This is a genomic window from Nocardioides sp., assembly GCF_047606145.1.
In the GTDB taxonomy this organism is placed as follows: domain Bacteria; phylum Actinomycetota; class Actinomycetes; order Propionibacteriales; family Nocardioidaceae; genus Nocardioides.
Window position 1 is genome coordinate 24,499 of record NZ_JASGET010000095.1, and the last position, 24,608, is coordinate 49,106.

Here is a 24,608-nt window from a genome sequence, read left to right on the forward strand (position 1 = left end):
GGTTCGTCAGCGCCGCGCCCGGATGGTTCAAGGTCATGGCAGCGTCCTGTCAGTCGCTCGCGTGGATGCTCTTGGCGTAGAGGGTGTTGGTGTATTCGCGTACAGACGTGACCTTGCCTGCGGCGGTCGTGAAGACTGTCACGTAGTCGCTTTGGTAGTCCTTCCCGCTGGGGGTGCGTGCTGCGAGGGTGAACTCGGCGGCGACGACAGGCCCGTCAGCGATGAGGTGCTTGAGGTTTACGTCGAACGAGTCGAGGTCGTACAGCTCGGCGGCCATTGCTACGAGATCGCGCAGGATCGCCTCGCGGCCCACGAACAACGGCCCGGCCGGCAGGTAGTCCTGCCCGACCAGCTCCCACGTCGCGTCTTCGGCAAGGTGGCGCACGAACGCCTCGACGTCGCCGCGTCCGAGCCCGTCGAGTGTCTCGGCCGCGAGCGTCTTCGGTTCTACGACGTTGGTCAGATGTTGATCGGATGTCATGCGACACCAGTCCCTTCTGGTTGTTTTGGAACGTGCACCAGCGCAAGAGCTGTGTTGCTGATTCGGCGTTCGCGCTCCCGAGGCGACCCGAGACGAGGATTACCGTACCGTTTGGTTCGCAAAAAGCAAGAGGCAGATTGAGACCTAGGAACGGCGCGCAGATGCCTTACGCGGCGCGCGGGTCGTCCAGGCGATCTCCCAGCACTGCAGGAACCGCTCCATGGAGCGGTCGACCGCGTCCCGGTCGCCGGTAGCCAGAAGATCGAGCAGCAGGCCGCGAACTGTCGCGAGCACGATGCGCGCATCCTGCTGCGCGGTCTGCTTCGGCACGCCCCCCCGTCGCAACATCGCCGGCAGCGGCTCCAGCCACAGGCCGACAAGGCTCTCGCGGAGTCCCCCGGTGTGCTCGCGGCCTTGCAGTGCGTGGCCGGCGAGTTCGAAAAACAGGCGCACGTAGGGGGCCAGGGCCGGGTCACTCACGCGTCGCCAGACCACGCGAATCTGCTCCGCAGCCGACTGCGACGACGCTGCCGAGAGGTCTTCGACGAACTGTTGCTGCTGGCGTTCCACGGCCGAGACCACCTCGGCGAGCAGGGATTCCTTGGTGCCGAAGTGGAATAACAGCACGCGGTGGGTAGTGCCAATACCCGCCGCCAGTTGCCGCAGGGAGAGTTCCCCGACGCCGTGCGTTGCGACGTAGTCGAGGGTGGCGGCGAGCAGCTTTTCGCGTGTGTCGGTCTTCGGGCGAGGCATCGCTGCACGCTAGCGCACCATGGTTGGCACCGGACGGACCCTTGCCCTGTTAGCGGTCCATTCGGTACGGTAACGTGTTATGCCGCTCCATCCGGCCGCGCAGGCCTTCCTTGAGGCGGTGGGGTCCATTCCCCAACCACCCGATATCGATGTCGCGGAGTTCCGCGAGCAGCTTTCCCGACTGCTGCCGCAGGCCACCGAGTCCGCGGGGGTAGCGAACGTCATTGATCGGCAGATCCCGGGGGGGACGGGTCAGCCGCTGAACGTGCGGATCTATACCCCTGCGGTCCAGACGCCCGGGCTCCGGCGGTCGGTGCCAGCTGCGGTGTGGTTACACGGTGGCTCGTTCGTGCGCGGGACGCTGGATGCCTTCGACGCGCAGCGGCGGGCCTTCGCAAACCTCAGCGGGTTCGCGGTCGTCGCCGTCGACCAACGCCTGGCGCCCGAGGCGCGGTTCCCGGCACCGGTCGAAGACGCTGACGCTGCCTGGCAGTGGACCCGGCAACACGCTGGCGAACTTGGCATCGACCCCGCGCTCATCGGAGTCGCGGGCGAAAGCAGCGGCGGCAACCTCGCTGCCGCGACCACGTTGCTCGCCGCCGCCCGAGGCGAGGCGAGTCCCGCGTTCCAGATCCTGTTCGCTCCGGTTCTGGATGCGACCCTGGCGATGCCGACGATCACCGAACTCGGCGAGGGCTACGTCCTCACCAGCGCCCAGATGAGCTGGATGTATGACCAGTACGCACCCGGTGTCGATCCCCGCACGCCGTTGCTGTCGCCTCTGCATGCGCCGAGCCTGCGCGGACTGCCCCCTGCCGCGATCGTGACGATCGAATACGACCCGGCGCGCGATGAGGGCGAGGCCTACGCCGACCGGCTCGCTGCCGCCGGCGTTGCCGTGCACCGTGTCCGAATCGACGGCATGCTGCATCACTTCCCCGGGCCGGCCGCCATCGCCACAGTCGCCGAACTAAGCCGACGCGCACTCGCCGACATCTCGACCCCCGGACAGGAACCAGCTCGATGATCGATCGAACCTACGGCAGCGCGATCGACGCATACGGCGAGCGCTATCCGAGTGAGCTGGCGCTGGTCTGCGGCGACATGCGCCTGAACTATCGCGAGTTCTTCGGACGGGTCCGGGCCACTGGCCGCGCGCTGCGCGCGACCGGCCTAGAACCAGGCGATCGCATCGCGATCCTGCTGGCCGACTCTGCGGAACTGCTGGAGGTCCTGCACGGCGCGCTGTGGGCAGGGCTCACCGTCGTCCCGCTCAACGTCCGACTCGCCCTAGACGACCACCGCTACATGGTTCGCGACGCCGGCGCACGTGCACTGGTCTTCGACGCCGAGCACGCCGAGCGAGCCCACGCGATCCTCGAGGATGTCGACGTCGCGGTGGCGATCGCGACTGTCGACGAGGCCGTTCCCATCGGCGGTCAGCTACTTCCCCGACTGGTCACCGGCCGGGCCCGCGCTGCTGGCGCGCCCGCCGTCAGCCCCGACGCGCCCTGCTGGATCCAGTACACCGGCGGCACAACAGGACTACCCAAGGGAGCGGTGCATAGCCACCGCACCTCACTGTCCTCCTTCTACTCCTGCGTGTCCGAACTCGACGTACGACCGGGCGAGATCACAGCTCACGTCGCCCCGCTCACGCACAGCGGTGCCGCCTACCTGATGCCGGTCTGGGCACGTGGCGGCGCACATGTGCTGCTCGGCGGCTTCGATCCCGAACGACTGCTTGACACAATCGAACGCGAGCACGTCACCAGCACTCTGGTCGTCCCGACCATGTTGTACGCGCTACTCGACCACGCCGGAATCGGCGACCGCGAATTGTCCAGCTTACGAACGATCACGTACGGCGCTGCGCCGATCGGGCCGGAACGTCTCCAACAGGCACTTGCGGTCTTCGGCCCGATCCTGCAGCAGCTCTACGGACAGACCGAGGCGCCGGCACAGATCACCATGCTCACCAAGCAAGATCATCTACGTGCCCTCAACGACCCCGGCCTGCTGCGCTCGTGCGGCCGGCCCGTCGCCATCGCAGACGTAGCGTGCGTCGACGACCACCTGCAACGGGTAGCCGACGGCACGCCGGGCGAGATCGTGGTTCGCGGACCGAATGTCATGCTCGGCTACCTCGACAAGCCCGACGAGACAGCCGCGGCGCTGCGCGGTGGCTGGCTATGCACGGGCGACATAGGCGTCCGCGACGAGCGCGGCTACTTTTCGATCGTGGACCGCAAGAAAGACATGATCATCTCTGGCGGCTTCAACGTGTACCCAAAAGAGATCGAGCAGGTTCTCTTCGCTCATCCAAGCGTCGCCGATGCCTGCGTTGTCGGCATTCCGGATCCTAAGTGGGGCGAAGCTGTAAAGGCCGTCATCGTTGCCCGCGACGGCGCCCAGACCTCCCCGGCCGAGCTGATCGACTTCGTCAAGGAACGCAAAGGCAGCGTGCTCGCACCCAAGAGCGTCGAGTTCGTCGATGCCATCCCGCTGACATCTGTTGGCAAGCACGATAAGAAAGCCGTCCGCTCCGCGTACTGGCAGGGCACCGAGCGCGCGGTCAACTGAAACTGATGCCGTTCGCGCCTCGCGAGCCGACATCCCGGCGCGTCTCGAGTCGGCCGCCTGTGGGCTGTGGCCTTCTCGGCCACTGCCCATCGGATCGACCGTCGCTAAAGCCGGTCCGGCCTTGGTTCGTCGCGTCGAAGCATGCCTACAGCCTCGCGTGACGCAACCACTACATTGACAACGTCAAGTTAGGAGGACGGTGACGCTGTACGACCTTGAATGCCGATCGAGAACGACGGCCGCGCGGGTGTGTTTCAGCGCGGTCCTGATCGACATCGTTGACTGTGTGGGCGAGCGGACCACCGCCGCCGATCCGGACAGTCCAGCGAGCGTTCGACCTCTCGGGCACCGTTGCCGCAGCGCCGTAGGGAAGCGTCCTCGGAGGCAGGCGAGCAGCCCACTTTTTACGGTCCAGAGGGGGGAGCACTGGACGAATGGACGTGCTTGATCCTGCTGGCTCCGATCGGGACGGCGTGGGTTGCGTTCGGCAAAGCTCCTGGCCACGAAGACTGCGGAGATCGCGACCGCGACGAGCACGAACAGCTGCCGCCAGGTGGCCGTCGCGAGTGAACCAACCCACGACTGAGTCACGACGCCTGCCAGCTGTCCATGAAAGTCAGGGCACGTTCTGACACGACACGACAGGGTGCCGCGCGCGCCTGCACGGTAGATCGGTCGGGTTCGCAGTGATGTCGGACCTGCTCGCATGATGCCGGCACGGTGACTATCGGTCGGTGTCGGAGACCATCACAACCCGACGGCCGAGCGCAAGTGATGCGAGCGCGCACACCGCCGCAAAGATCGCGATCAAACGCCATGCGTCGTGGAATGTGGGGACAGGGTTAAGGGGTGCCGCATTGGTGAGTACGGCGATGAGGGCGGCCACGCCGATGACAGCACCGAGCTGGCGGGCCATCGAGTTGACGGCCGAGCCGATGCCGAACTGAGGTGCAGTAAGGCTCGCGGTCGCGGCGGCGGCGAGGGTCGCGAAGGTAGCGCCGATGGACGCCCCGGCCAAGAGCAGACCGGGGAGCATGTGTGCGACGTACGCCGGCTCAGCGGTGACGGAGCTGGCGAACCAGAGCGAGCCCGCCACGAACACGATTGCTCCAGGGACGACGACGACCAGATAGCCCACTCGGTCGGCGAGCCGCCCGGCGAGCGGTGCGACCAGTACCGCGACCAACGGTCCGGGCAACACAGCGAGCGCAGTTCGCAGCAACGAATAGCCCCAGACTTCGTGCAGGAACAGCACGTTGCACAGGATCTGAGCGTAGAACGCCGCTCCGTAGAACAGTGTCGCGGCGGTGGCCGCCGCAAATGATCGGTTGGCGAACAGGCGGACCGGCAGGGCGGGATGGGCGTGTCTGAGTCCCCGCCAGATAAGCAACGGGGCGAGCACTGCCGCGGTGCCGAGGGCACCAATCGTGCGGTCGCTAGCCCAGCCCCATTGCTGACCTTGCACGACTCCGAGCGAGATGAGGCCGAACACGGCGATCACGAGGACGACACCAGCCAGGTCGGAGCGTCGCCCGGTACGCGTCAGGGTGGACTCGCGCAGAACCTTGCGACCGGCCAGCCACGCCATCGCGCAGAGCGGCACGTTGACGAAGAAGATCCAGCGCCATCCCGGACCTTCGGTGAGCAACGCGCCCAAGGACGGCCCTGTTGCGGATGCGAGTGCACCGACCGCGCCCCACAACCCGACTGCGGCGGCGCGGCGGTTTACGGGAAACTCGGGTAACAGTAGGGCTAGAGATGCTGGAACCAGCAGCGCCGCCCCCGTGGCTTGCACCGCCCGAGCAGCGATCAGTAGGCCGAGAGTCGGTGAGAGCCCACACAGGCCGCTCGCGGCACCGAAGGCGAGCAGCCCGGCCTGGAATACCCGCTTGGGTCCTCGGTTGTCGGCGAGACCGCCAGTAGTTACCAGAAGTGCACCGAACACGACCGCGTAGGCGTTGAGCACCCAGGACAACCCGCGGCTGGAGGACCCGGGAAAGGCAGCACTGATGGCAGGGAAGGCGATGTTGACGATGGTCGCGTCCAGGAACACGACGTACACCGCAATTCCCGATACGGCTAGTACCTGCCATGCGTGCCGGTCGATCGAGGTCGGGCCGCGTGGGTCGTGGACGGCGGCAAGGCCAGGTTCGCTGCTGTCGTAGCGACTCATGACGACGAGAATAGGTACAGATTTACCTATGCACAAGTTTGTATATGACTCTCGTGCCGTCATGTTCAACCGCGTGGTGTCTGCTCTAGGTCGATGTCGGCAGCTGTGACAAGTTGATCGACGTGATGCGGGCTCAACCGGCTCCGTCTGAGTGGCGACCCCGTGCTTCGTGACCGGACACGACAACGGAGTGTGGATGGCTACGACTTGATCATGGCCTCTTGGCGCGAGCCGGAGAGGTCCTGGCGAGACGGTTCCGTAGGGCCTTGGTGGCCCATTCGAGCCAGGCAAGGTTCTCCTTCTCGAAATCGCGCCCGCGGCGCAGGTTCAGATAGGGGCCGATTCGACGGGCGGAGGCGAGGTAGTCGTCCTCGCTACGTCCGCGACGGTAGGACTCGATCAGGTGTTCGTAGATTTCGAGGCGGTCGGCGCACTCTGTGTGGCGCATCTCGAGTCCGGCGATCACTGCGGGTAGGTCCCCGATGTCTGCTGCCTGGACCTTGATGAGGAGCTCGTCCTTGATGGCGTGCGATCGCGACGGCTGAACCGTGAAGTCCCGCAATGCGGCCTTGCCAGCACGGGTGATCGTGTAGACGCGCTTGTTGGGTCGCCCGCTTTGAAGTTCGTCGCGGGCGTCGGCCAGCCCGTCTCGATGGAGTCGATTGAGCTCGGCGTAGATCTGCTGCCGAGACGCGCGCCAATAGTTGACGACGGACACGTCCATCCGCTTGCCGAGCTCATAGCCCGACGCCTCGCCGTCCAGCAGGGAGGCCAGCACTGCGTATCTCAACGACATGCCGAAGAGCGTAGTCCGAAACGCTGATAGTCATATCTTTGCATAGGTCTGTATGTGTCTATAGCATGACGGCACACGGTAACAAGACACCAGGAGGTGGCAGGCATGTCCGAGTCGGCGAACGACGTCGAGCAGCAGATCTACGCCAGCCGCGCGGGGGGCGTATCGACGCGCCCCAACGTGCTCAACGGCTTGTCGATGCAGGTCTCCGAGGCGGTACTGATCGTGAGTCGTGAAGCGGAGGCTGACCTGCACGCTGCGCGAAACTTCGAGTCGCTTTCGGCCGTCCGGTCCGGCGCGGCGGACGGGGGTCGGCAGACCGAGGATCTCCACCGGAGGTGTGACGTGGCTGCCAGCTTCTGGGCAGCCGAGCGGGCGACCGCGAAGCGGGCATCGTCATGACGGCAACAGTGTTCATCACCGGAGCGACCTCCGGGATCGGACGACAGAGCGCGCTAAGCCTCGTGCACGCCGGGCACCATGTCGTCGCGAGCGGCCGGAACGAAGCCGCCCTGCAGGAGGTGGCCGAGGACGCGTCAGCGGCGACGGGCCGCCTCTATCCGATGGTCCTCGACGTCACCGACACCGATGGCGTGGCAGGAGTCGAGTCGCGGGCCCAGACCCTGCTCGAGGGCCGTCCCGTCGACGTCTTGGTGAACAACGCCGGATTCTCGCTCCCCGGCCCGTTGGAGCTTGTCGACGACGCTGCGCTACGCCGCCAGTTCGATGTCAACGTGTTCGGGCTGATGGAGGTGACGCGCGCCTTTCTCCCTGGGATGCGCAGTCGTCGTCGCGGCCGCATCGTGAACATCTCCAGCGGCATGGGCAGGCAGACGTTGCCGCTGCACGGTGCATACAACGCGAGCAAGTACGCCGTTGAAGCGCTCTCCGACGCGCTGCGCATGGAGATGGCGCCGTGGAACGTGCAGGTGCTGTTGATCGAGCCGGGCACCGTCGACACCGGATTCGCCGACCGGGCGCTAGAAGCGCTACACCGTTACGCTCATGAGTCATCGCCGTACCGCGACGCGATCACGCAGGTCGAGCAGTCCTACGCGCGAGCGTACGGCTCGTCGCCAACGGCGGAAACGGTCGCGCGGCAGGTCGTTGAGGCGATCGAGTCGAAGCGGCCCCGACCCCGCTACATCTCATGGAACACCCTGCTTCGCGTCACCGTCCTGGAGGCAATTCCCACCCGCTGGGCAGACGAGGTCAAGCGACGCGCCCTCGGCTATACGGCGGCGGCACAACCGTGAAATCCCTCGCGGCAGCCGTCGCCGGCCGCCGCATCGTGGTAACCGGTGCCTCCAGTGGCATAGGCCGCTCGCTGGCGCTCCGGCTAGGCAACAACGACTGCCACTTGATCCTCGTCGCCCGCCGCGAAGCGCAGTTACGCGAGGTTGCCACAGCGATCGCGCGACGAGGCGGTAGCGCCAGCGTGTACCGCGGCGACCTCGCGTCCGCTGACGACGCACAGAACGTGGCCAGTTCCATCCTTAGAGACCACGGCGGTGTCGACGTCCTAATCAATAACGCTGGCAGGTCGATTCGCCGGACCGTCGCGGACTCCTACGACCGACTGCATGACTTCGAGCGCACCATGCAGATCAACTATTTCGGCGCACTTGCGTTAGCCCTCGCGTTCCTGCCAGGTATGCGTAGACGGGGCGGCGGGCACATCGTGAACATCTCCAGCATGGCTACCCAGAACGCAACACCGCCCTTCGCGGCCTACAACGCTTCCAAGGCAGCCCTGGACGCATGGAGTCGCACCGTTGGAGCCGAACTCGCCCACGACGGGATCGCAATAACGACTGTGTACATGCCCTTGGTCGATACGGCCATGAGCTCTGCGACCAACGCCTACGCCCACGCTCGGATGCTTAATACCGACCAGGCCACCGAGATCGTCTGCCGCGCCCTGATCACGCAAGCCGCGCGAATAGCACATCCGGTAGGGACGGTTGGCGAAATCTTCGCGGCGGTCAGCCCTGGCGCACACCGGCACATAACCGGTTTCGCGCTACGCCACCTGCCCGGATTCGAGACTCTGTGGCGCCGACGCAAGCACCATCGCGCTCGTCGCCCCACGGAGTTGGAGCACCGGCCAAGGCCCTAGCGCGTGCAGCTCTTCACGGCGCCTGTTAAGGGTCCAGCCAACACGGCGGGGGCAGGTGCGGCCCGACTGATACGGAGCAACCGTCAGGCTCTGATGAACCCGACGCGTCCCTACCGGACTACCAGCCCGACGACGGCTCGGGAATGCAACATCAGCGGCGGCGTCCTGATCGACTACAAGGATGTCCCGATCCCGGTCAAGCCGCCCTGTGGCGTGCTTGGGCGCGGTACTGCTGTGGGGTGACGCCGAGGCAGTGGCGGAAGGCTTCTGCGGCGCGGCTGCGGCTGGACCAGCCGACCGATCTTCCGGCTGCCGCGACGCTCAGATCGTCCTCGCGAAGTAGTTCAGCCATGCGTTCGACACGCAACATGGTCAGATACGCCAGCGGGGTCTTGCCGTACGCCTCCACGAACACGCGTGACAGTTGCTTCTGTGAGAGGTGGACCATGCGTGCTAGGTCATCCAGCGTCCACGAACGATCGGGCGACTCCCGCAGCAGGCCTGCCGCCGCGCGTGCTTCCACACGCAGCGGCCCGAAGCGGCGACCCCGCGACAGTGGACACGATGCGACTCGCCCATTCGATGGCTGCTCTGGTCGTGTCGCGCGCAGGTGTGGAAGCAGTACATCCAGCACGGAGAACACCAGAGATTGGACACGGTAGAACCGGTCGGACTCGATACCGTCAGTGGTGAAAGCCGCCAGTTCGTCGAGAGAGGGCCCCATGAGCCCAGTCCGATCCTCACCGAGCCGCAAGAGCAACGCCGGTCCGGGATACCAGGCATCGAACACCCGGCCGGCTTGGATCCGGTCGGTTAGCTGGCAGACATGTCGCCAGAACAGTTGATCGACCAGGTAGTCGCGATCCAAATAGAGGGTCGTCGTCACGACCCGGCCCTTAGGTTCGACGCCGCACAATACTGCCGGCCCTACAGCGAGTACGTCGCCGACGTTCATCACCCAGCGGCCGAACTCGCCAAACACGAACGACGAGCCAGCTCGCGGCACGACTATCCGGATGCAGTCATAGGACACCGGGCCGATGGCAGCATGTAGCTCGTAGGTGTGGATCGCGACCGGTCGGCAGTCGCTCTCGCCGTTAGCCGACCGGGTCATGGACATGGCGAACTCGAAAACGAGCAATCCAGCGGCACCTGGCCCAACTGGCTAGCGAGCAACAATCGCGAGACTGCCCGCGTCCCGTCGATGACAAAGAAAGTCCCTACAGCGCCGACTACGGCGCGCACGGACATGTGTGATCCGGCTGGCCCCGGCCGAGACGTATAGGTCCTATTCGACCTGCAGAAGTCTCTGGCCGCAACGACGGCTGAGATCAGGCAGCGGACGCGCACGATCATCATGCAGCCGGTTCGGCGTCGTCCGTCCTGGGGAGCGGTCGCGGTGGATCCGGTGAGGTCACCTTGAGGGTGATCTTGCCGGTGGTGTGGTTGGTGTCGATGAGTCGATGTGCGCTGCTGGCCTGTTCGAGGGGGAAGGTGTGCTCGACGTGCGGCGCGAGGAGGCCCCGCTCAACCAGGTCGCTGAGCGCGGCCATGCCGGCGTGGTCGGGTTCGACGAGCAGACGTACGGCCTTCTTGTGCTGCTGCGCGGCTATTTCTCTGGTGTGCTGGTCGTCGTCGGTCCATGGGGGGAGCCGGATGAGAGTCCCGTCCCGGCGAAGGGCCCGCACCGATCGGGCCGTGGTCGTTCCGCCGATCGGGTCGAGCACGACGTCCATGGAGTCGGCAAGATCGGCGTAGTCGGTCGTGGTGTAGTCGATGCACTCGTCGGCGCCGAACCGGCGAAGCAGGTCGTGCTTCTCGGCTCGGCTCGTGGCGCTGACGTGGGCACCGAGCGCCTTGGCGATCTGGATCGCGAGGTGGCCCACTCCGCCTGCGCCGGCGTGGATGAGGACTCTTGTACCCGGTGCGACGTGGGCGGTGTCGTGCAGGGATTGCCAGGCGGTGAGGCCAGCGAGCGGGAGGGCTGCGGCGTGGACGGTGTCCAGACCGGGCGGGATCGGGACGAGTTGGCGGCCGGGCGCGGTGACGTACTCGGCGTACGCCCCCGCGGGGTAGGGGAATCGGGGCATCCCGTAGATGCGGTCGCCGGGCTGGTGGATGGTGACGCCGTCGCCGACGGCTTCCACGGTGCCGGCGACGTCGTAGCCGAGGATGAACGGGGTGGTGACGCCGACCGGGAACCTGCCTCGTCCTCGGGTCTTGGCATCGGTCGGGTTGACGCTGGTGGCGTCGACTCGGACGAGGACCTCGGTGGGGCCGGGCGTTGGTGTGGGGACGTGTTCGAGGTGCAGGACCTCGGGGCCGCCGGCGGTTCGTTGGATGATCGCGCGCACGGCTATCGGCTCGCCGGGTCGTGGATGGGGTCGTGGATGGGGCCGGGGATGGTGTCGCCGAGGATCCGTCCGCAGTACTGGCCGTGGTCCAGCACGGCGGGGTCGTCGTGGGCGGGCACGACGAAGCGGTAGCGGCGCGCGCGTTGGGTGGCGGCGAGTTCATCGATCACGCCGACGGTGAAGTTGTTGGTGAGGCCGGCGGCGTACGGGTCGAAGTGGGCCGGTTGTACGGCTGCGACGAACGTGTCGCGGGGCTGGGTGTGCAGGGCGGTTTCGACGTCGTAGAAGAGGTCCCCGCACAGGTACGCGTCACCTTCGGCGGTCGGGACGATGACGGACAGGGACCCGGCGGTGTGGCCTCCGGTGTGTACGCAGGTGATCCCGGGGCTGGTCTCGACGGGCCCGGATCGTTCCAGGTCGAGCAGCCGGAGCCCGCCCGGGGTGTAGAGCCGGTCGATGAGGTGGTGCACGTCGTCTCGCGCGTACGCCAGCCCTTGCAGGCCGCTGGCCGCCGCGGCGAGCTCCGCCCGGTCGAGGACGACCGGTATCTGTAAGGGGATCTTGTCCACGTGGCCGGCGTGGTCTCGGTGGGCGTGGGTGAGGATGACGTAGCCGAGTTGTTCGGCGGAGACGCCGTGGGCGCGCAGTTGGTCGTGGAAGCCCTGCCCGGAGGCGACGGTGCCGCCGGCGCCCAGGACGCTGGGATCGCGGTAGCCGGCGTCGACCAGGATGGGCTTGTCGCCGCCGAGGATGAGCCAGCCCTGAGCGGGGACCTCGATGGAGTGTCCTGGTGGGACTCCGCGGACCCGCATCGACTCGTCGATGCGGACGCTGCCGAAGTTCAGCCGCTTGATGACGAACGAGGACGTCATGGCCGGCTATCCCGTTCGCTCAGGTGCGCCGCGTAGCGTCGTACGGCGTCGAGGAGGGCCTGACGGATCGCGCCGGCCGCGGCGCCGAGGTAGTTGGCGTCGATGATCTGGAGCACGTCGGTCAGCGGGTCGGTGATGTCCCGACCCGTCAGCAGGTTGGACAGCCAGCGTTGCACGGCAGCGGTCACGGCGGTGGAGTCCACTTCGAGCACGCGATGGGTCGCGTTGTCGACGATGAGGACCAGCGACAGGTGTTCGTGGGTGTCGCGCAGGGCCGAGCCTTCGGCGACGCGCGCGTATCCGACGGTGACGGTGGTCGAGGCGGCATCCATGGTGGGAGTCTCCCAAGCGCGTGCGCGCGGGGTTGATCGACGCTCCGGCTCCTGCGAGCGGGGTGCCGGGCGCGCCATGGCGTTCGCGATGGGTTCGGTACTTGGTCCGGGTATGGCGGTGCCGTTCATCGGGTGGCTCCGAGTGCTCTCGGTGATCGAGTACGTGTACTCGCGGGCTGCTTTTGGTCTCGGATCGTCACCAGGATGACGGCGGCCAGCAGCATCGAGACGACCATGGCGAACAGGGCCGGGTTGAAGGATCCGGTGTGCTGGATGATCCAGCCGATGAACAGCGGTCCGAGGAATCCGCTGAGCTGGGTTCCCATGTTGATGAAGCCCAGCCAGGTCCCGACTTCGGCGGGGGAGACGAGATCCATCGGCACCGACCAGAACGGGCCGAGGCTGGAATAGAGGAAGAAGCCAGCCACGGTCAGTGCTGCTCCGGCGGCTGGGACGGATCCGGTCGTCGGGACGATCGCGATGCTGGCGGCGGTCAGCACATAGGTCGTCGCGATGAACCAGCGGCGCCGGGTGTTGAAGAGCCGTTGCGAGATCCATGCTCCGGCGAGCAGCCCGACCGCGCCCGCTAGATAGGGCGCGGTCGCGATCCATCCGGCGTCCTTGATGTTCAGGTGCCGGTAGTCGAGTAGGTAGGTGGGCAGCCACCCCATCAGCCCGTAGAGCACGAACCCGAAGAAGAAGAACGCGAGGAAGGCCAGTGCCACGTGACGCGGCGGCCACGCGAGACGCGGGCGTACCTGTTCGCTGGCCCCCAGGTCATGGTGTTCGGGTTGCTGGTCCCTGTGCTCGGGCGTATCGCGCAGCAGGAACCATGCCGCGGCGACGACGAGGACGCCCGGGATCGCGGTGCCGTAGAAGACCCAACGCCACCCGAATGAGTCGATCACGGGGAAGACGATCTTCGGTGCCAGCGCCGGCCCGAGCGGCAGTGCGGTGAGCATCAGGGCCAGGGGCACCGATCGTCGGCCCTGCCCGAACCAGTTCGACAACATCCGCCACAGCGGCGGCGGGTGGAACCCCTCGCCCGCGCCCATCAGCAGCCGAACCGCCAACAGGGCCAGCAGGCTGCCCGCCGCCACGCCGGTCAGGACGCTGAACAGGGTCCACCAGGCGATCGCCGCGGCGATGAAACGGCGCTGTCCCCACCGATCGGTCAGCCACCCGGCCGGAACCTGTACGAGGGTGTAGCTCAGGAAGATCGCCCCGGTGACCAGCCCCGCGACGGAGGCGGACAGGCCGAGGTCTCGCGACATGAACGGCAGGGCAGCAGCGATCGCCACCCGGTCGAAGTAGGACAGGATCAGCGTCAGCCACAACACGGCCAGGATGAGCCAACGGTAGGAGCTGCGCTCCCCGGACCCGACGTTGGGCGCGAGGACGGCCATGGCTCAGCGAACCTGTCGCTCGGCGACGGCGGGGTCGAAGTCCTCGTCGTCGGGCAGGAACTCGTTGACCGGCGAGCCGAGGTACTCGCGTGGCTCGTCGTCGTCGAACAGCGCGACGGCGAAGTCCTTGACCAACGGGTCGTCCTGCAAGCCGGGGGTGTGCACCTCGACCAGCACGGCCGGCACGTCGGACCTGTTCCAGGACCAGTGCCGTTCGCCGGCCGGGATCCGCAGGAAGTCACCCTTCTGGAGAAGGATCGCTCGGTCCTCGATCATGACCCACAAGGTCCCCGACTGGAGCCAGTTCAGTTGCTCGCAGTCGTGCCGGTGCGGACGCGAGTGGTAGCCGGGCGGTCGGGTGGCGATGAGCAGTGAGGACGAGTTGCCGTAGACGGCTTTGGTGGTGAATGCGGTCGTGCCCATGTCGGCGGTGTCTTCGCGGACCTGGTCAGAGCTGGCGTGAATCGACATCGAACGCTCCTCGTGCGTCGTACGACGGGCAGCGCGAACGCGATGCCACTCGAGGAGACCAACGGGGTTTGAACTGCTGGGTGGACGATCTCGAAGATCGACGCCAGCGGCGGCCCGTCAGCCGTCGATGCGTGAGATGGAGGTTAGACCTGTGATCGAGTTCACGCAATGGGATCATTTGCGGGCTCGGCATGAGGCGCCACGGCATCGTGGCTCGGCCGGGGATCGTTCAGCTCTGTGACGGCTTGTCGCCGGTCGTGATGATCTCCGCGATGACTTTCTCGATCGGGGTGGGCTGCACGCCCAACAGCCGGCGTGTCTCGGTGCTGTCCAGGATCGCCGGTCGTTCGAGCATGTACAGCATCTCCTGGACTTCCGCGATGATGGTGTCGGAGCTGGCAAGGGTGGCCAGGTCGTCTCTGGTCATGGCTGTGAGCCGGGCCGGCGTGCCGGTCGCCTGCGCAAGGAGATCGGTGAGCTGGCGGACCGAGATGTCGGCGGTGCTGGGGACATGCCAGGCCCGGCCCCAGGATTGGTCGTTGTCGCCGGCGGCCACCGCGGTCCGCGCCGTGTCCACGGTGTAGGTCCACGAGTGCCGGGCGTCCAGATCTGCCGGGAAGAAGACGGCCGGCTCCCCGCTGAGGATCGTCGGCTGGACGGTGAGTGTGTAGTACGACATCGCGCCGGGACCGATGTAGTCGTGAGCACGGACCTCCGTGGCGCGCACTCGGCCGGAGTCGTTGGCCGCTTCGGCGTCCAGCCACATCTGCGCTCGCACTCGGCCCTTGGACGTGGTCGCTGCCAGGGGAAGGTTCTCGGTCATCGGCCCGTCAACCGGCCCGTAGCCATAGGCGTTGCCGACCATGACGTAGTCGGCGCCCGTACGTTCGGCGGCAGTGAGCAGCGAACCGGCCAGCGGCGGCCAGAGCTCGGGCCAGCTGTCGTACGGCGGCACCGCGCAGTTGTAGAGGGTCGCCGCACCGCGGACGATCTCGGCGAACCGGTCCGTGTCGGCAGCGTCTGCCGTCACCAGCTCGATGTTCGGGTGATGTGGACCAGACCCCCGCCGGCTGACGAGCCTGACCTGGTTGCCGGCCTCGGCCAGCAGCAAAGCGGTGGGGATGCCGGTGGCTCCGGCCCCGGCGACGACCTTGAGTGACATGAGTGCTCCTTCGTGTACGGCCGAGTCGGCGGCCTACCTTGATCGTCGGTCCCACGGCCTTCTATCGTCAGTGGCCTAAACGCCCTAGAGCCCAAGGATCTGGACATGCATCGCGTCGGCGTCATCGCCATCCCACCCGTGACCGCCTTCGACCTGGTCATTCCGGAAGCCGTCTTCAGTACGGTCGTCGTCGACGGCTCCCCGGCATACGACGTTCTGGTGTGCACCGCCGAGCCGGGCATCGTGGCCAGCACCGGCAGCATGCGCGTGGTGGTCGACCACGGGCTGGATGTCCTGAGCGATGTCGAGACGGTGGTCGTCACCGGCTCCGGCCGTCGTGCGGACTTCGACCCGCGGATCCTCGACGTACTGGTCGACGCGGCACGGAACGGGCAACGGGTCGCCTCGATCTGCACCGGTGCGTTCGCGCTCGCCGCCTCCGGCGTCCTCGACGGACGGCCTGCGACGACCTACTGGCCCTACAGCGACGAGTTCGCCCGGCGATTCCCGAAAGTGGACGTGCGGCCGGGGGTGCTCTATACCGACGACGGCAACGTGCTGACGTCCGCCGGCGTCGCGGCCGGGCTGGACCTCTGTCTTCACCTGGTGCGCCTCGACCACGGCGCGGCGGTGGCGAACCGGGCCGCCCGGCTGGCGCTGGTGGCACCGGTCCGCCACGGCGGGCAGCAGCAGTTCATCGACTCGCCGCTGCCGCCCGAGCGCGGCACCAGCCTCGCAGAGACGCGCAGCTGGGCTCTCGAACGGCTCGCCGACGACCTCACCCTCGCCCAGCTCGCCGCCCACGCCCATGTCAGCATTCGCCACCTCACCCGGCGGTTCCAGGCCGAAACCGGGCTGAGTCCACTGCAGTGGCTCGTGCACCAACGCATCGACCGCGCACGAATCCTCCTGGAATCCACGATGCTGCCGATGGAGCAGGTGGCCCGCCTCAGCGGCCTTGGCTCGAGCGAGTCGCTCCGGCAGCACTTCGTCAAGCGGGTCGGGATAACCCCCAGCGGCTACCGTGCGAGCTTCGCTCATGCCACCACGGCGCCGGCATGACCTCGACATCGCCGAGCCCGACGCCGAACCCGCTTCTTGCTATTCGTGGAGCGACGTTGCCTCGGACGCAGCTTCGGTGACGAGCCATGCCCTGGTCAGCGCCGCCGCGAGGGAAAACTTGTGCGGGTCACGTCGGATTCGATGTCTGGTGCGCGCGAGCTGGACGTGGTCTGCGTCGGATGCGACGGCAAGGTAGTTGGCGATCGTCTGGTGCGGGACGAGTTCGTCGTTCATCGCCTCGATGATCAGTGATCGCCCCTCGAACGCGCCGAATGCGGCGAGGGCCGCCGAGTCGTCTGGGGTGTGCGGAGCCGACCGCCAAGCGAGTGCGTCATCGGTTAGCGACGATCCCTGAAAAGTCTGCCCGCTGCGGGTCAGTTCGTCGGAGAAGTCTGTTGGGACCCAAAGGATCAGTCGGGTCACTGAGCGATCCGCTGCCAGCCGTGCCGCCAGGTATCCACCCAGGCTGGTTCCCACGATCGTGATGTCGGGGTTCGCCGATTGCGCGGCGAGCGTGTCGTAAGCGGCGATAGCGGCATCGACGAACGCCTGGTAGTCGAGCGCGCCTCGGTCGCCCCCGCTGCCTCCGTGCCCGGGTAGGTCGACAGCCAGCGCGGTGAAGCCGCGGCCGGCCATCTGCTCGGGCAGGTCGCCGTATCCGGATTCGGCGTCGCTGGTCCAGCCGTGAAGAAACAGGACTCCGGCTGCCCGGGATGGCCCGACCGGGGAGTGCAGGTAGCCCAGCATGGTGCCGGCCGGCGATTCGATGGTGATCCGTGTCGATTCCACTGCTGCGGCTCCTGAGCTGTCCAGCGCTTGTTGATAGCAAGCACTTTGAACCTAGCTATAGTGATTGCGGTTGGCAAGCGCTAAGGGTGGTGTGATGCAGGAGCCGCGGTCTGGGTGTCCGATCAATCTCGCGGTCGAGGCGCTGGGTGATCCGTGGGCGCTGATCGTTCTTCGGGACGTGATGTTCGGCGAGCGCCGCTACTTCCGTGAGCTGCAGTCGCAGTCCGCGGAGGGCATCGCCTCCAACGTTCTCGCTTCTCGCCTGAAGGCGTTGGTCGAGGCGGGGCTGCTGACCAAACAGACCGTGATGCGTGGACAGCGGGCGCGGTACAGCTTGACCGAGGCGGGTATCCGCACCGTCCCGATCCTGGTGGCACTCGGCAACTGGGGTCTGGATTTCCGCGGCGAACGCCACCAGGTGGCCGACAGCGCGGCACGAGCCCGTTCGATCCTGCTGCGGACAGGTGGCGACGTCTTCGTCGCCCAGGTCATGGACGAACTGCGTGCCGTGCATCTGCGTGACGAACCCGTCCAGACAGGCTCTGCGTTGGCGCGACTGCGCAACGCCGCCAAGCAGTCCTCTGCTTGAGGTCGGGCATCGCCCGGGCAGCTGCCAACTCTGCAGGGCAGAGAGCGAGAGTGTCAGCTTGTCGGCGACGGGCTAGCCGTGTGGCTGGCGTCGAGGATCCGCTCCAGCAGTCCTGGGTAGCGCGCGTCCAGGTCGTCGGCGCGTAGGGATGTCCAGCGGCGGGTGCCTTCCTCTCGCTGTCGGATGAGGCCGGCTTCCCGTAGTACCCGGAAGTGGTGGCTGAGTGTGGAGGGGGCTACGTGGACGGGGAAGGTTCCGCAGGCGCGTTCGGGGCTGGCGGCCAGGGTCTGCACGATGGTCATGCGGGTGGGGTCGGACAGTGCGTGCAGGATCTCCAGCAGGTCGATCTGTTCCGGCTCGGGGTGGAACAGCGGTGTGGACCGGCTGGGTCTGGGCATCCCGGTGTGCCTCCTTCGGTGGTGTCGCGTGACGGTGTCGCGGGTGGTGTCGTGGTGGCCTGGCAGTAACGGGAGCCTACCGTTATTATTCGATGTACTACGAACATCGAATAATACTGTTGAAGGAGGAGTGCGATGTACGCGCTGCAGATGGATGCTCCCGCCCCCGATGCCAGCACCACCCGCGTGATCCGCACCGAGCAGCCGTCCCCCGGGCCGGGACAGGTCGCGATCGACGTCGGCTACGCCGGTGTCAACTTCATGGACGTCATGACCCGTCGCGGGGATCCCGGCTACGCCCCGACCGGCTGGCCGCTCGTGCCTGGTCTCGAGGTGGCCGGTACCGTGCGATCACTCGGGCCCGGAGTCTCGGGCCTCACTGTCGGAGACCGGGTCGCGACGCTGGTCGCGGGCGGAGGCTTCGCCCAGGTCGCGGTGGCCGACGCTCGGCTCGTCGCGCCGGTCCCGGACGGTCTCGACCTGTCGATCGCGGCGGCGGCGCCGCTGATGCTCTCGACAGCCGTGCTGCTGCTGCGCGACGCCGCGCAACTGCGGCCGGGGGAACGGCTGTTCATGCACGCGGCCAGCGGCGGCGTCGGCTCGGTCGTCCCCCAGGTCGCGCAGGTCCTCGGCTCCGGAGTGCGGGTCGGAACGGTCGCCAGAGCGGCCAGCATCGACACCGCCCTGGCAGCAGGATGGGACCAGATACTCCCGCAGGACACCGACCTGCGGGCCGCCGCGCTGACCGCATCCGCCGACGGAGGGTTCGACGTCATCCTCGACCCGACCGGCACCACCGCACTCGACATCGACCTCGACCTGGCTGCCCCCGGCGCCCGGATCGTGCTGTTCGGCAACGCCACCGGGACCGCACCGGCGCCGCTGCCGCCGTTCGCCCGCCTGCTCGGCGGCAACCTGGGCCTGATCGGCTTCAGCATGAGCGCGCTGCGCCAGACCCGTCCGTCCCGCGTCGCCGACGCCCTGAGCACCGCACTGGCCATGCTCGCCGGCGGGCAGGTGCACCCGCCGATCACCATCGTCGAATCCCTCGAACACGTCGGCGATATCCACGACCTGCTCGCCAACCGCGCCGGCACCGGAAAATACGTCGTCCGGCTCGACGACACGCCCGCCGCATAGAGCGACCGCACCCCTACCCCCGGCTTCGCAGCGACCACTCGAAAGGATCGCCATGCCCGCCTACGTCATCTCCGAAGTGCGCATCACCAATCGGGACGCGGTCGAGCGGTACAAACCACTCGCGGCGCAGGCCGCGGCCGCGTACGGCGGGCGATACCTCGCCCGCGACGCCGTACCCGAGGCCCTGGAGGGTGCGTTCGAACCTGATGAAAGGCTTGTCATCCTCCAGTTCGACACCATCGGGCAGGCACACGCTTGGTACGCCTCCGACGCCTACCGCCAGGCCCTGGACGCCGCCCGAGACGGACTCGCCCGGCGCCTGTTCATTGTCGAGGGCACGCCCGCAGTGGACCCGACATCATGCCCAGGCTGACATAGCTGTCGGTGAACGCGCATCGTCGGCAGCTGCCCGCCGGTTGGTGCGAGGATCTTGCCGACGCCCCTGGGACGGCAGTTGGCTGGCGGGCCCCTGCGTGGGCCGGCGCGTTGCGTGCCGGAGGGTTACAGCTTTTTGATGGCTGTGGTGAGTGCCTGGATCTGGGGTGTGTAGGTGGCGTAGTTGTAGGTGGAGTCGGTGAGCCAGGTTGCGATGTGGTTGTGGGCGATGGCGGGAAGCAGCTTCAGCGTGGGGTATTGCTGTTCGGCCTTGGCCAGGGGGATGGCGAAGGAGCGGGCGTCGTAGAGCAGGATGTCGGACTTGCAGCGGGTGACGTTCTCGTAGCTCAGCTCGCCGAACTGGGCGGAGGTTGCGGTTTGCGGCGCGGGCGAGGTGAGGATGTCCACGCCCCAGTTCTTGTAGTCGATCAGCTCGGGGAAGTATTTGGGGATGGCGACGTAGAACTGGTTCTCCGGGGAGATGGCGTAGACGGTGGTGTGTGGCCGGCCGGCGGCGGCTTGCTTGAGGTCGGCGACGGCCTGCTGGTAGGTCCGTCGTTGGGTGGCGATGGTGCCGGTGTCGACGCTGGCGCCGAGTTTGTCGGCGAGGTCGCGCCAGTCTTCGAGCGAGGTCGAAGCGGGCTTTTGTGCCGATACCGCGAGGATGGGGGCGACGGCGGCGACCTTCTGGGAGATGTTGGCGCTCTCGGCCCCGAGGCCGCCGAAGGCATCCCCGGCGTACCAGCCGGTGATGACCAGATCGGGTTCGAGGGCGGCGAGCGCTTCGATGTTGACCTGACCGTAGGTGACGCCGAGCGACTTGATGCCGGAGACGTCCAGTCCCTTGAGCACCGGGCTGGTGGCCGGCGTGCTCGAACCCCAGAAGCCGACTGGTCGGATGCCGTACGGGATCAGCGCTGCGGCAGCCTGCTCACTCATCACGATGCGGTTGGGAATGGCAGCAAGGTCGATCGTCTTGCCGCGCGCGTCGGTGTAGCGGAACCGGCCCGACGAGCTGCCGCTGTCGGACTGCTTGGTGCTTGACCCGCATGCGGCGAGCGTGAGCATCGCGGCACTGCCCAGCCCGCCGGCGAGGAAGCCCCGTCGGGTCAGCTCGTCGACGATTCGGGCGAACTCCGCGTCGACCTGGCCGGGGGTCTGAAACACCGAAAGTCCACCGGGGTGAGTGGGCGCGATAGCGGACACGGCATCCTCCTGATTGCGGGTTAGGTAAGGCGATCCTAATTTATGGCACGGCGTCGGAGAATGGGGTGAGCTGGCGTCAGATCTGCTGTCTGAGCCGCGCCAGACCCGGCGGCGGAGGCGGTCCTGGCAGCCGATGGGGCTTCGCCCGGCAACGTTGCGTGGTGTCGCGCAACACCGTCTCAGCCGTGACCGCGAGCGGGCAGAACTCCGAGCGGCGCCAAGTCCTGACCGGTTGCTGGAATCGACGGGAGGGCTCCGGGTTCGGCCAGCCCGGTGCTTGCACCGAACGCCTCCACCGTTCGGCCGGGTCAGGGTGACGCGGGGGTGATGTCGAGAAGCCGGAAAGCGTTGTCGTGCAGGGCAAGCTGACGGACAGCGGGGTCCGCGGTGGCCGCTTCCACGGTGGTGCGAGCGGCGAGGACGTCGCCGTAGGGGGTATTCGACCCGAACAGGCACTTCTCGGGGACCTCGCGCAGCGCGGCGGCCAGGACGAACACCTGCAGAACGCTAGACAGGTCTAGATAAACGTTGGCACGTGTGGCAGCCAGCTCGACAGCAACCATGCTGTTGAGCCCGCCGAACGCGCCGATGACGACTGGCACTGACGGGTAGCGTGCCGCGACGGCGGCATAGGCGCGCAGATCCTCCAGGGTGTTTGGCGCGATGCCGTGGGTGAGAACTGGTAGAGGCCGCGTTCCAGCGGTCTCCGCGGCAGCTCGGACCACGGAATCGATCTGCGCGCCGCCATCCGGTGGCGGCGTCAGCTCGCCGAGCCCGACCGTTCGTGGATCGTTCGCTGCCTGGTCGGCGACCTGGAGCATTCGTTCGACGGGCCAGTCCAGGGCCACCTTGCGCATCGCGTAAGTGCTGGCGGTAGCGGCGAGCGCGGAGGTCAGCTCGGCGTCGGCCGCAGCCTGTGCGTCCTGATCCGGGTTCTGGCCGGACACCAGGCGAGTGAGTCGGGCGAACTCCTCGCGGACGTCGGCCAGGGTGTTGGCAGTCTCGGGGTGAACGGTCGTCGAGAGCAACACGGTGTGCGTGACGCCGGCGAGAGCCGCCCGGTCCAGTTGGGCGTCGAGATCGGCGGTGACATGGGCATGGATGTCGATCATGGGCCTCCTTCGCCGCGACCGTAAACTTTGACGCTGGTGTCAAGGTCAAGCGCCGAGTCAAGCGGAGGGCGGTGAGTCGAGTGCTAATCGGCGAGCTCGCCGAACGCACCGGCGCATCAACCCGGTCGTTACGCCACTACGAGCGTGCTGGGCTGATTCGTTCGGTGCGCCTGGCCAATGGCTACCGCGACTTCGACGCTGATCAGATAGCAGCGGTCGCCACCATCCGAGATCTGCTCGCTGCGGGCCTCACCTTGGACGCGGTCGCCGCGATCGGGCCGTGTTACGAGGAATCGACCGTGCCGACTCGGTGCGAGCGAGCCACCGCTCGCCTGCGCTCCGAGCTTGATCGCCTCGATGATCGAGCGGCTGAAATCGACCGAGCCAGGACGCGCATCACGGCGCTGCTAGGAGCGGAGTGATCGCCGAGCGCTCCACACGGTCCGTGACACCCGCGGGACACCCCTCTCAGTCCCGGTTGGTGGATCTACGTGCTCCGGCAATGACAACTTCTGTGCTTCGGGAGTCTGACCCGAACAGACGAAAGTCATCCACGCAATCACCGGCTGGTCGGCGGCACTGGGCCACCAAGTGGTGCTGACCAGCCGGCGCAGAGCAAGAGTGAGTGGCGTCAGTTCGTCGCGGCCGATCTCGATCAGCTGGTTGAGATATCTGCACACGATCTCGAGGGTCCATGCCAGGCCCGCAGAGTCGAGGCCAACGAGCGGCTGCCTGTCACTGCGCGGTTGTCGGATGGTCGGGTTCGAACCCTAACCCGAGCGCTGGCCGATGGGCGTCTTGTCGCCCTCGCGATCCCGCAGTACGACCAGGCCGCGACGTCGCCTCTACCCGAGACACGCGCGGAAAGGTCATCAAGAGCCGACCGTCGACGGCCGATGTATCGAGTGCGCCGGCGCGATGACCAGCACTACTCGTGGAGGAGTGCGGCCACCTTGTTTGCGGTCTCCTTGGCCGATCCCGGGTTCTGGCCGGTGACGAGGTTGCTGTCCACGACGGTGTAGGAGACGAAGGGGAGCTTGGCCTTTTCGTAGTGGGCGCCGCGTTCCTTGGCTTGTTCCTCGGCGTTGTAGGGCACGAGCTTGTCGACGCGGGCGAGGACTTCTTCGGTCCAGGCGAAGCCGGTTATCTTCTTGCCGGCGATCAGGTACGTGCCGTCGGAGAGTGTGGTGTTGAGCAGCCCGCAGTAGCCGTGGCAGACCGAGGAGACGATGGCGCCGCGTTCGTAGATCTCGCGGGCGATGCGTTGCAGTCCTTCGCTGTCGGGGAAGTCGTACATGACGGCGTGGCCGCCGGTGAAGTAGATGGCGTCATAGTCGGTGGAGTCGACCTGGTCCGGGCTGAGCGTGTTCTCCAGCAGTGCCATCTTGGCTGGGTCGGCGCGCCAGGCCTTGGCGGTCTTGTCGTAGTTGGGAAACTTCAACGCGCGCGGTTCGAGCGGTACCTGGCCGCCGGCGGGGCTGACGAGGGTCTGCTCGAAGCCGGCCTCGTCGAAGACGTGCCAGGCATGGGTGAGCTCGGAGAGCCACAGGCCGGTCGGGTGGTCGGGATTGTCGAAGTGGCCGACGTTGGTGACCACGTTCAGGATGCGTTTGGTCATGCGACCCTCTCGTTCCTATGCTGCTTCTGCCTCACGGCCGGTCTTCCTACTTTCCCGTCACCGTGTCGATGCCACCGTCCCCGAGTCGCCGGCGTGGCAGCTCGGGAGACGGCGTCGGCTCCAACGTGCTTCGGGCGGCGATCCCTACTGCAGGGCGGTCTTGAGGGCGTCGATCGCGAGGTGGCGGGCGACGTTGGCGGCCTTGGTGTCTCGCAGGCTGTCCAGGAGCAGGAAGTCGTGGACCATGCCGGCGACCCGGACCGAGGTGACGTCGACGCCGGCCTCGCGGAGCTTGTTGGCGTACTTCTCGCCCTCGTCGCGGAGCACGTCGGCCTCGTCGGTGATGACGAGCGTGGTCGGTAGTCCCTTGAGGTCGTCGAGCGAGGCCTGCAGCGGGGAGGCGTACTTCTCGGCGCGCTTGGCGGGGTCGGTGGTGTAGGCGTCCCAGAACCACTTCATCCCGTCGCGGGTGAGGTAATAGCTCTCGGCGAACTGAAGATAGGACGGGGTGTCGAAGTCGGCGTCGGTGACCGGGTAGAGGAGCACCTGGGCCTTGAGGTCGATGCCGCCGCGTTCGGCGTTCATGAGCGCGAAGACGGTGGCCATGCAGCCACCGACCGATTCGCCGGTGACGGCGATGCGCGTGGTGTCCAGGCCGTGTTCGGCGCCGTGGGCGAGGACCCATTGGCCGACGGCGTAGTTCTGCTCGACCTGGGTGGGGTAGCCCTTCTCCGGGGCCCGGTCGTAGACCGGGAAGACGCCGGCCGCGCCGGCGCCGACGGTCAGCTCCCGGAAGAGCCGGTCGTGGGTCTTGTCG

General features: G+C 66.9%; 27 protein-coding genes. 10 read left to right on the forward strand and 17 right to left on the reverse strand.

The window, feature by feature from the left end; all coding sequences use genetic code 11:
• Positions 1–49: 49 nt before the first annotated feature.
• Complete coding sequence (locus tag QM638_RS11590; RefSeq protein ID WP_415142124.1) at positions 50–481, reverse strand: nuclear transport factor 2 family protein; 432 nt, start codon at positions 479–481, stop codon at positions 50–52.
• A 144-nt stretch (positions 482–625) separates the two neighbouring features.
• Positions 626–1,234 (reverse strand): TetR/AcrR family transcriptional regulator, encoded by a 609-nt coding sequence (locus QM638_RS11595; RefSeq protein WP_415142125.1) that lies wholly within the window; start codon positions 1,232–1,234, stop codon positions 626–628.
• Positions 1,235–1,313: 79 nt separating this feature from the next.
• Here QM638_RS11595 and QM638_RS11600 point away from each other — a divergent pair, with 79 nt between their 5' ends.
• Positions 1,314–2,261 carry an alpha/beta hydrolase gene (locus tag QM638_RS11600; protein ID WP_415142126.1) on the forward strand — a complete coding sequence of 316 codons (948 nt, stop codon included), beginning with the start codon at positions 1,314–1,316 and terminating at the stop codon, positions 2,259–2,261.
• Positions 2,258–3,817 (forward strand): AMP-binding protein, encoded by a 1,560-nt coding sequence (locus tag QM638_RS11605; RefSeq protein WP_415142127.1) that lies wholly within the window; start codon positions 2,258–2,260, stop codon positions 3,815–3,817. Before QM638_RS11600 ends, QM638_RS11605 begins: the two co-directional genes overlap by 4 nt.
• 724 nt (positions 3,818–4,541) lie before the next feature.
• On the opposite strand, the gene QM638_RS11610 is transcribed toward QM638_RS11605, so the two are convergent.
• Together QM638_RS11610 and QM638_RS11615 are read right to left on the reverse strand one after the other, a co-directional pair.
• Positions 4,542–5,990 carry a DHA2 family efflux MFS transporter permease subunit gene (locus tag QM638_RS11610; protein WP_415142128.1) on the reverse strand — a complete coding sequence of 483 codons (1,449 nt, stop codon included), beginning with the start codon at positions 5,988–5,990 and terminating at the stop codon, positions 4,542–4,544.
• Between the two features lie 211 nt (positions 5,991–6,201).
• The gene (locus tag QM638_RS11615) at positions 6,202–6,786 is read right to left on the reverse strand and encodes a PadR family transcriptional regulator (protein WP_415142129.1); all 585 of its coding nucleotides are present in this window, start codon (positions 6,784–6,786) and stop codon (positions 6,202–6,204) included.
• 105 nt (positions 6,787–6,891) lie between these two features.
• Here QM638_RS11615 and QM638_RS11620 point away from each other — a divergent pair, with 105 nt between their 5' ends.
• Genes QM638_RS11620 through QM638_RS11630 form a run of 3 tightly spaced genes read left to right on the forward strand, consistent with a single transcriptional unit; the run spans position 6,892 to position 8,905 of the window.
• Complete coding sequence (locus QM638_RS11620) at positions 6,892–7,188, forward strand: hypothetical protein (protein WP_415142130.1); 297 nt, start codon at positions 6,892–6,894, stop codon at positions 7,186–7,188.
• A complete protein-coding gene (locus QM638_RS11625; RefSeq protein ID WP_415142132.1) occupies positions 7,185–8,042 on the forward strand; it encodes an SDR family oxidoreductase in 858 nt (285 codons plus the stop codon). Before QM638_RS11620 ends, QM638_RS11625 begins: the two co-directional genes overlap by 4 nt.
• Entirely contained in the window at positions 8,039–8,905 is an 867-nt protein-coding gene (locus QM638_RS11630; RefSeq protein WP_415142133.1) for an SDR family NAD(P)-dependent oxidoreductase, read from the forward strand. The genes QM638_RS11625 and QM638_RS11630 overlap by 4 nt, the downstream gene beginning before the upstream one ends.
• Before the next feature lie 196 nt (positions 8,906–9,101).
• Here QM638_RS11630 and QM638_RS11635 read toward each other — a convergent pair whose 3' ends face one another.
• The 7 genes from QM638_RS11635 to QM638_RS11665 all read right to left on the reverse strand — a co-directional run bounded on the left by QM638_RS11635 (position 9,102) and on the right by QM638_RS11665 (position 15,502).
• Positions 9,102–10,025 carry a helix-turn-helix domain-containing protein gene (locus QM638_RS11635; RefSeq protein WP_415142134.1) on the reverse strand — a complete coding sequence of 308 codons (924 nt, stop codon included), beginning with the start codon at positions 10,023–10,025 and terminating at the stop codon, positions 9,102–9,104.
• A 235-nt stretch (positions 10,026–10,260) separates the two neighbouring features.
• Positions 10,261–11,259, reverse strand: coding sequence for a quinone oxidoreductase family protein (locus tag QM638_RS11640; protein WP_415142135.1), 999 nt, complete (start codon positions 11,257–11,259; stop codon positions 10,261–10,263).
• Between the two features lie 2 nt (positions 11,260–11,261).
• Positions 11,262–12,131: an MBL fold metallo-hydrolase gene (locus QM638_RS11645; protein ID WP_415142136.1), complete on the reverse strand. Its 870-nt coding sequence runs from the start codon at positions 12,129–12,131 to the stop codon at positions 11,262–11,264.
• Positions 12,128–12,463: a DUF3870 domain-containing protein gene (locus QM638_RS11650; protein ID WP_415142137.1), complete on the reverse strand. Its 336-nt coding sequence runs from the start codon at positions 12,461–12,463 to the stop codon at positions 12,128–12,130. The genes QM638_RS11645 and QM638_RS11650 overlap by 4 nt, the downstream gene beginning before the upstream one ends.
• Before the next feature lie 125 nt (positions 12,464–12,588).
• Positions 12,589–13,869 (reverse strand): MFS transporter, encoded by a 1,281-nt coding sequence (locus QM638_RS11655; protein WP_415142138.1) that lies wholly within the window; start codon positions 13,867–13,869, stop codon positions 12,589–12,591.
• A gap of 3 nt (positions 13,870–13,872) precedes the next feature.
• Positions 13,873–14,340, reverse strand: a complete 468-nt coding sequence (locus QM638_RS11660; protein WP_415142139.1) for a cupin domain-containing protein — start codon at positions 14,338–14,340, stop codon at positions 13,873–13,875.
• Between the two features lie 229 nt (positions 14,341–14,569).
• A complete protein-coding gene (locus QM638_RS11665; RefSeq protein ID WP_415142140.1) occupies positions 14,570–15,502 on the reverse strand; it encodes an NAD-dependent epimerase/dehydratase family protein in 933 nt (310 codons plus the stop codon).
• Between the two features lie 105 nt (positions 15,503–15,607).
• On the opposite strand from QM638_RS11665, the gene QM638_RS11670 reads away from it, so the two are divergent.
• Positions 15,608–16,564, forward strand: coding sequence for a GlxA family transcriptional regulator (locus QM638_RS11670; RefSeq protein WP_415142141.1), 957 nt, complete (start codon positions 15,608–15,610; stop codon positions 16,562–16,564).
• A 39-nt stretch (positions 16,565–16,603) separates the two neighbouring features.
• Here the strand turns inward: QM638_RS11670 and QM638_RS11675 are convergent, their stop codons facing one another.
• The gene (locus tag QM638_RS11675) at positions 16,604–17,353 is read right to left on the reverse strand and encodes an alpha/beta hydrolase (protein WP_415142142.1); all 750 of its coding nucleotides are present in this window, start codon (positions 17,351–17,353) and stop codon (positions 16,604–16,606) included.
• A 94-nt stretch (positions 17,354–17,447) separates the two neighbouring features.
• On the opposite strand from QM638_RS11675, the gene QM638_RS11680 reads away from it, so the two are divergent.
• Positions 17,448–17,942, forward strand: a complete 495-nt coding sequence (locus QM638_RS11680) for a winged helix-turn-helix transcriptional regulator (RefSeq protein WP_415142143.1) — start codon at positions 17,448–17,450, stop codon at positions 17,940–17,942.
• A 53-nt stretch (positions 17,943–17,995) separates the two neighbouring features.
• On the opposite strand, the gene QM638_RS11685 is transcribed toward QM638_RS11680, so the two are convergent.
• Positions 17,996–18,340: an ArsR/SmtB family transcription factor gene (locus QM638_RS11685; protein ID WP_415142144.1), complete on the reverse strand. Its 345-nt coding sequence runs from the start codon at positions 18,338–18,340 to the stop codon at positions 17,996–17,998.
• A gap of 135 nt (positions 18,341–18,475) precedes the next feature.
• Here QM638_RS11685 and QM638_RS11690 point away from each other — a divergent pair, with 135 nt between their 5' ends.
• Positions 18,476–19,480 carry a quinone oxidoreductase family protein gene (locus tag QM638_RS11690; protein WP_415142145.1) on the forward strand — a complete coding sequence of 335 codons (1,005 nt, stop codon included), beginning with the start codon at positions 18,476–18,478 and terminating at the stop codon, positions 19,478–19,480.
• 52 nt (positions 19,481–19,532) lie between these two features.
• A complete protein-coding gene (locus QM638_RS11695) occupies positions 19,533–19,853 on the forward strand; it encodes a DUF1330 domain-containing protein (RefSeq protein WP_415142146.1) in 321 nt (106 codons plus the stop codon).
• Positions 19,854–19,981: 128 nt separating this feature from the next.
• Here QM638_RS11695 and QM638_RS11700 read toward each other — a convergent pair whose 3' ends face one another.
• Together QM638_RS11700 and QM638_RS11705 are read right to left on the reverse strand one after the other, a co-directional pair.
• Positions 19,982–21,022, reverse strand: a complete 1,041-nt coding sequence (locus QM638_RS11700; protein ID WP_415142147.1) for an ABC transporter substrate-binding protein — start codon at positions 21,020–21,022, stop codon at positions 19,982–19,984.
• A 347-nt stretch (positions 21,023–21,369) separates the two neighbouring features.
• Entirely contained in the window at positions 21,370–22,173 is an 804-nt protein-coding gene (locus QM638_RS11705; protein WP_415142148.1) for an amidohydrolase family protein, read from the reverse strand.
• Positions 22,174–22,253: 80 nt separating this feature from the next.
• Here QM638_RS11705 and QM638_RS11710 point away from each other — a divergent pair, with 80 nt between their 5' ends.
• Positions 22,254–22,595: a MerR family transcriptional regulator gene (locus tag QM638_RS11710; protein ID WP_415142149.1), complete on the forward strand. Its 342-nt coding sequence runs from the start codon at positions 22,254–22,256 to the stop codon at positions 22,593–22,595.
• 506 nt (positions 22,596–23,101) lie between these two features.
• Here the strand turns inward: QM638_RS11710 and QM638_RS11715 are convergent.
• Together QM638_RS11715 and QM638_RS11720 are read right to left on the reverse strand one after the other, a co-directional pair.
• Positions 23,102–23,791, reverse strand: coding sequence for a type 1 glutamine amidotransferase domain-containing protein (locus QM638_RS11715; protein WP_415142150.1), 690 nt, complete (start codon positions 23,789–23,791; stop codon positions 23,102–23,104).
• A gap of 144 nt (positions 23,792–23,935) precedes the next feature.
• Positions 23,936–24,608 (reverse strand): alpha/beta hydrolase (locus tag QM638_RS11720; protein WP_415142151.1); only part of this gene is annotated, 673 nt, incomplete at its 5' end.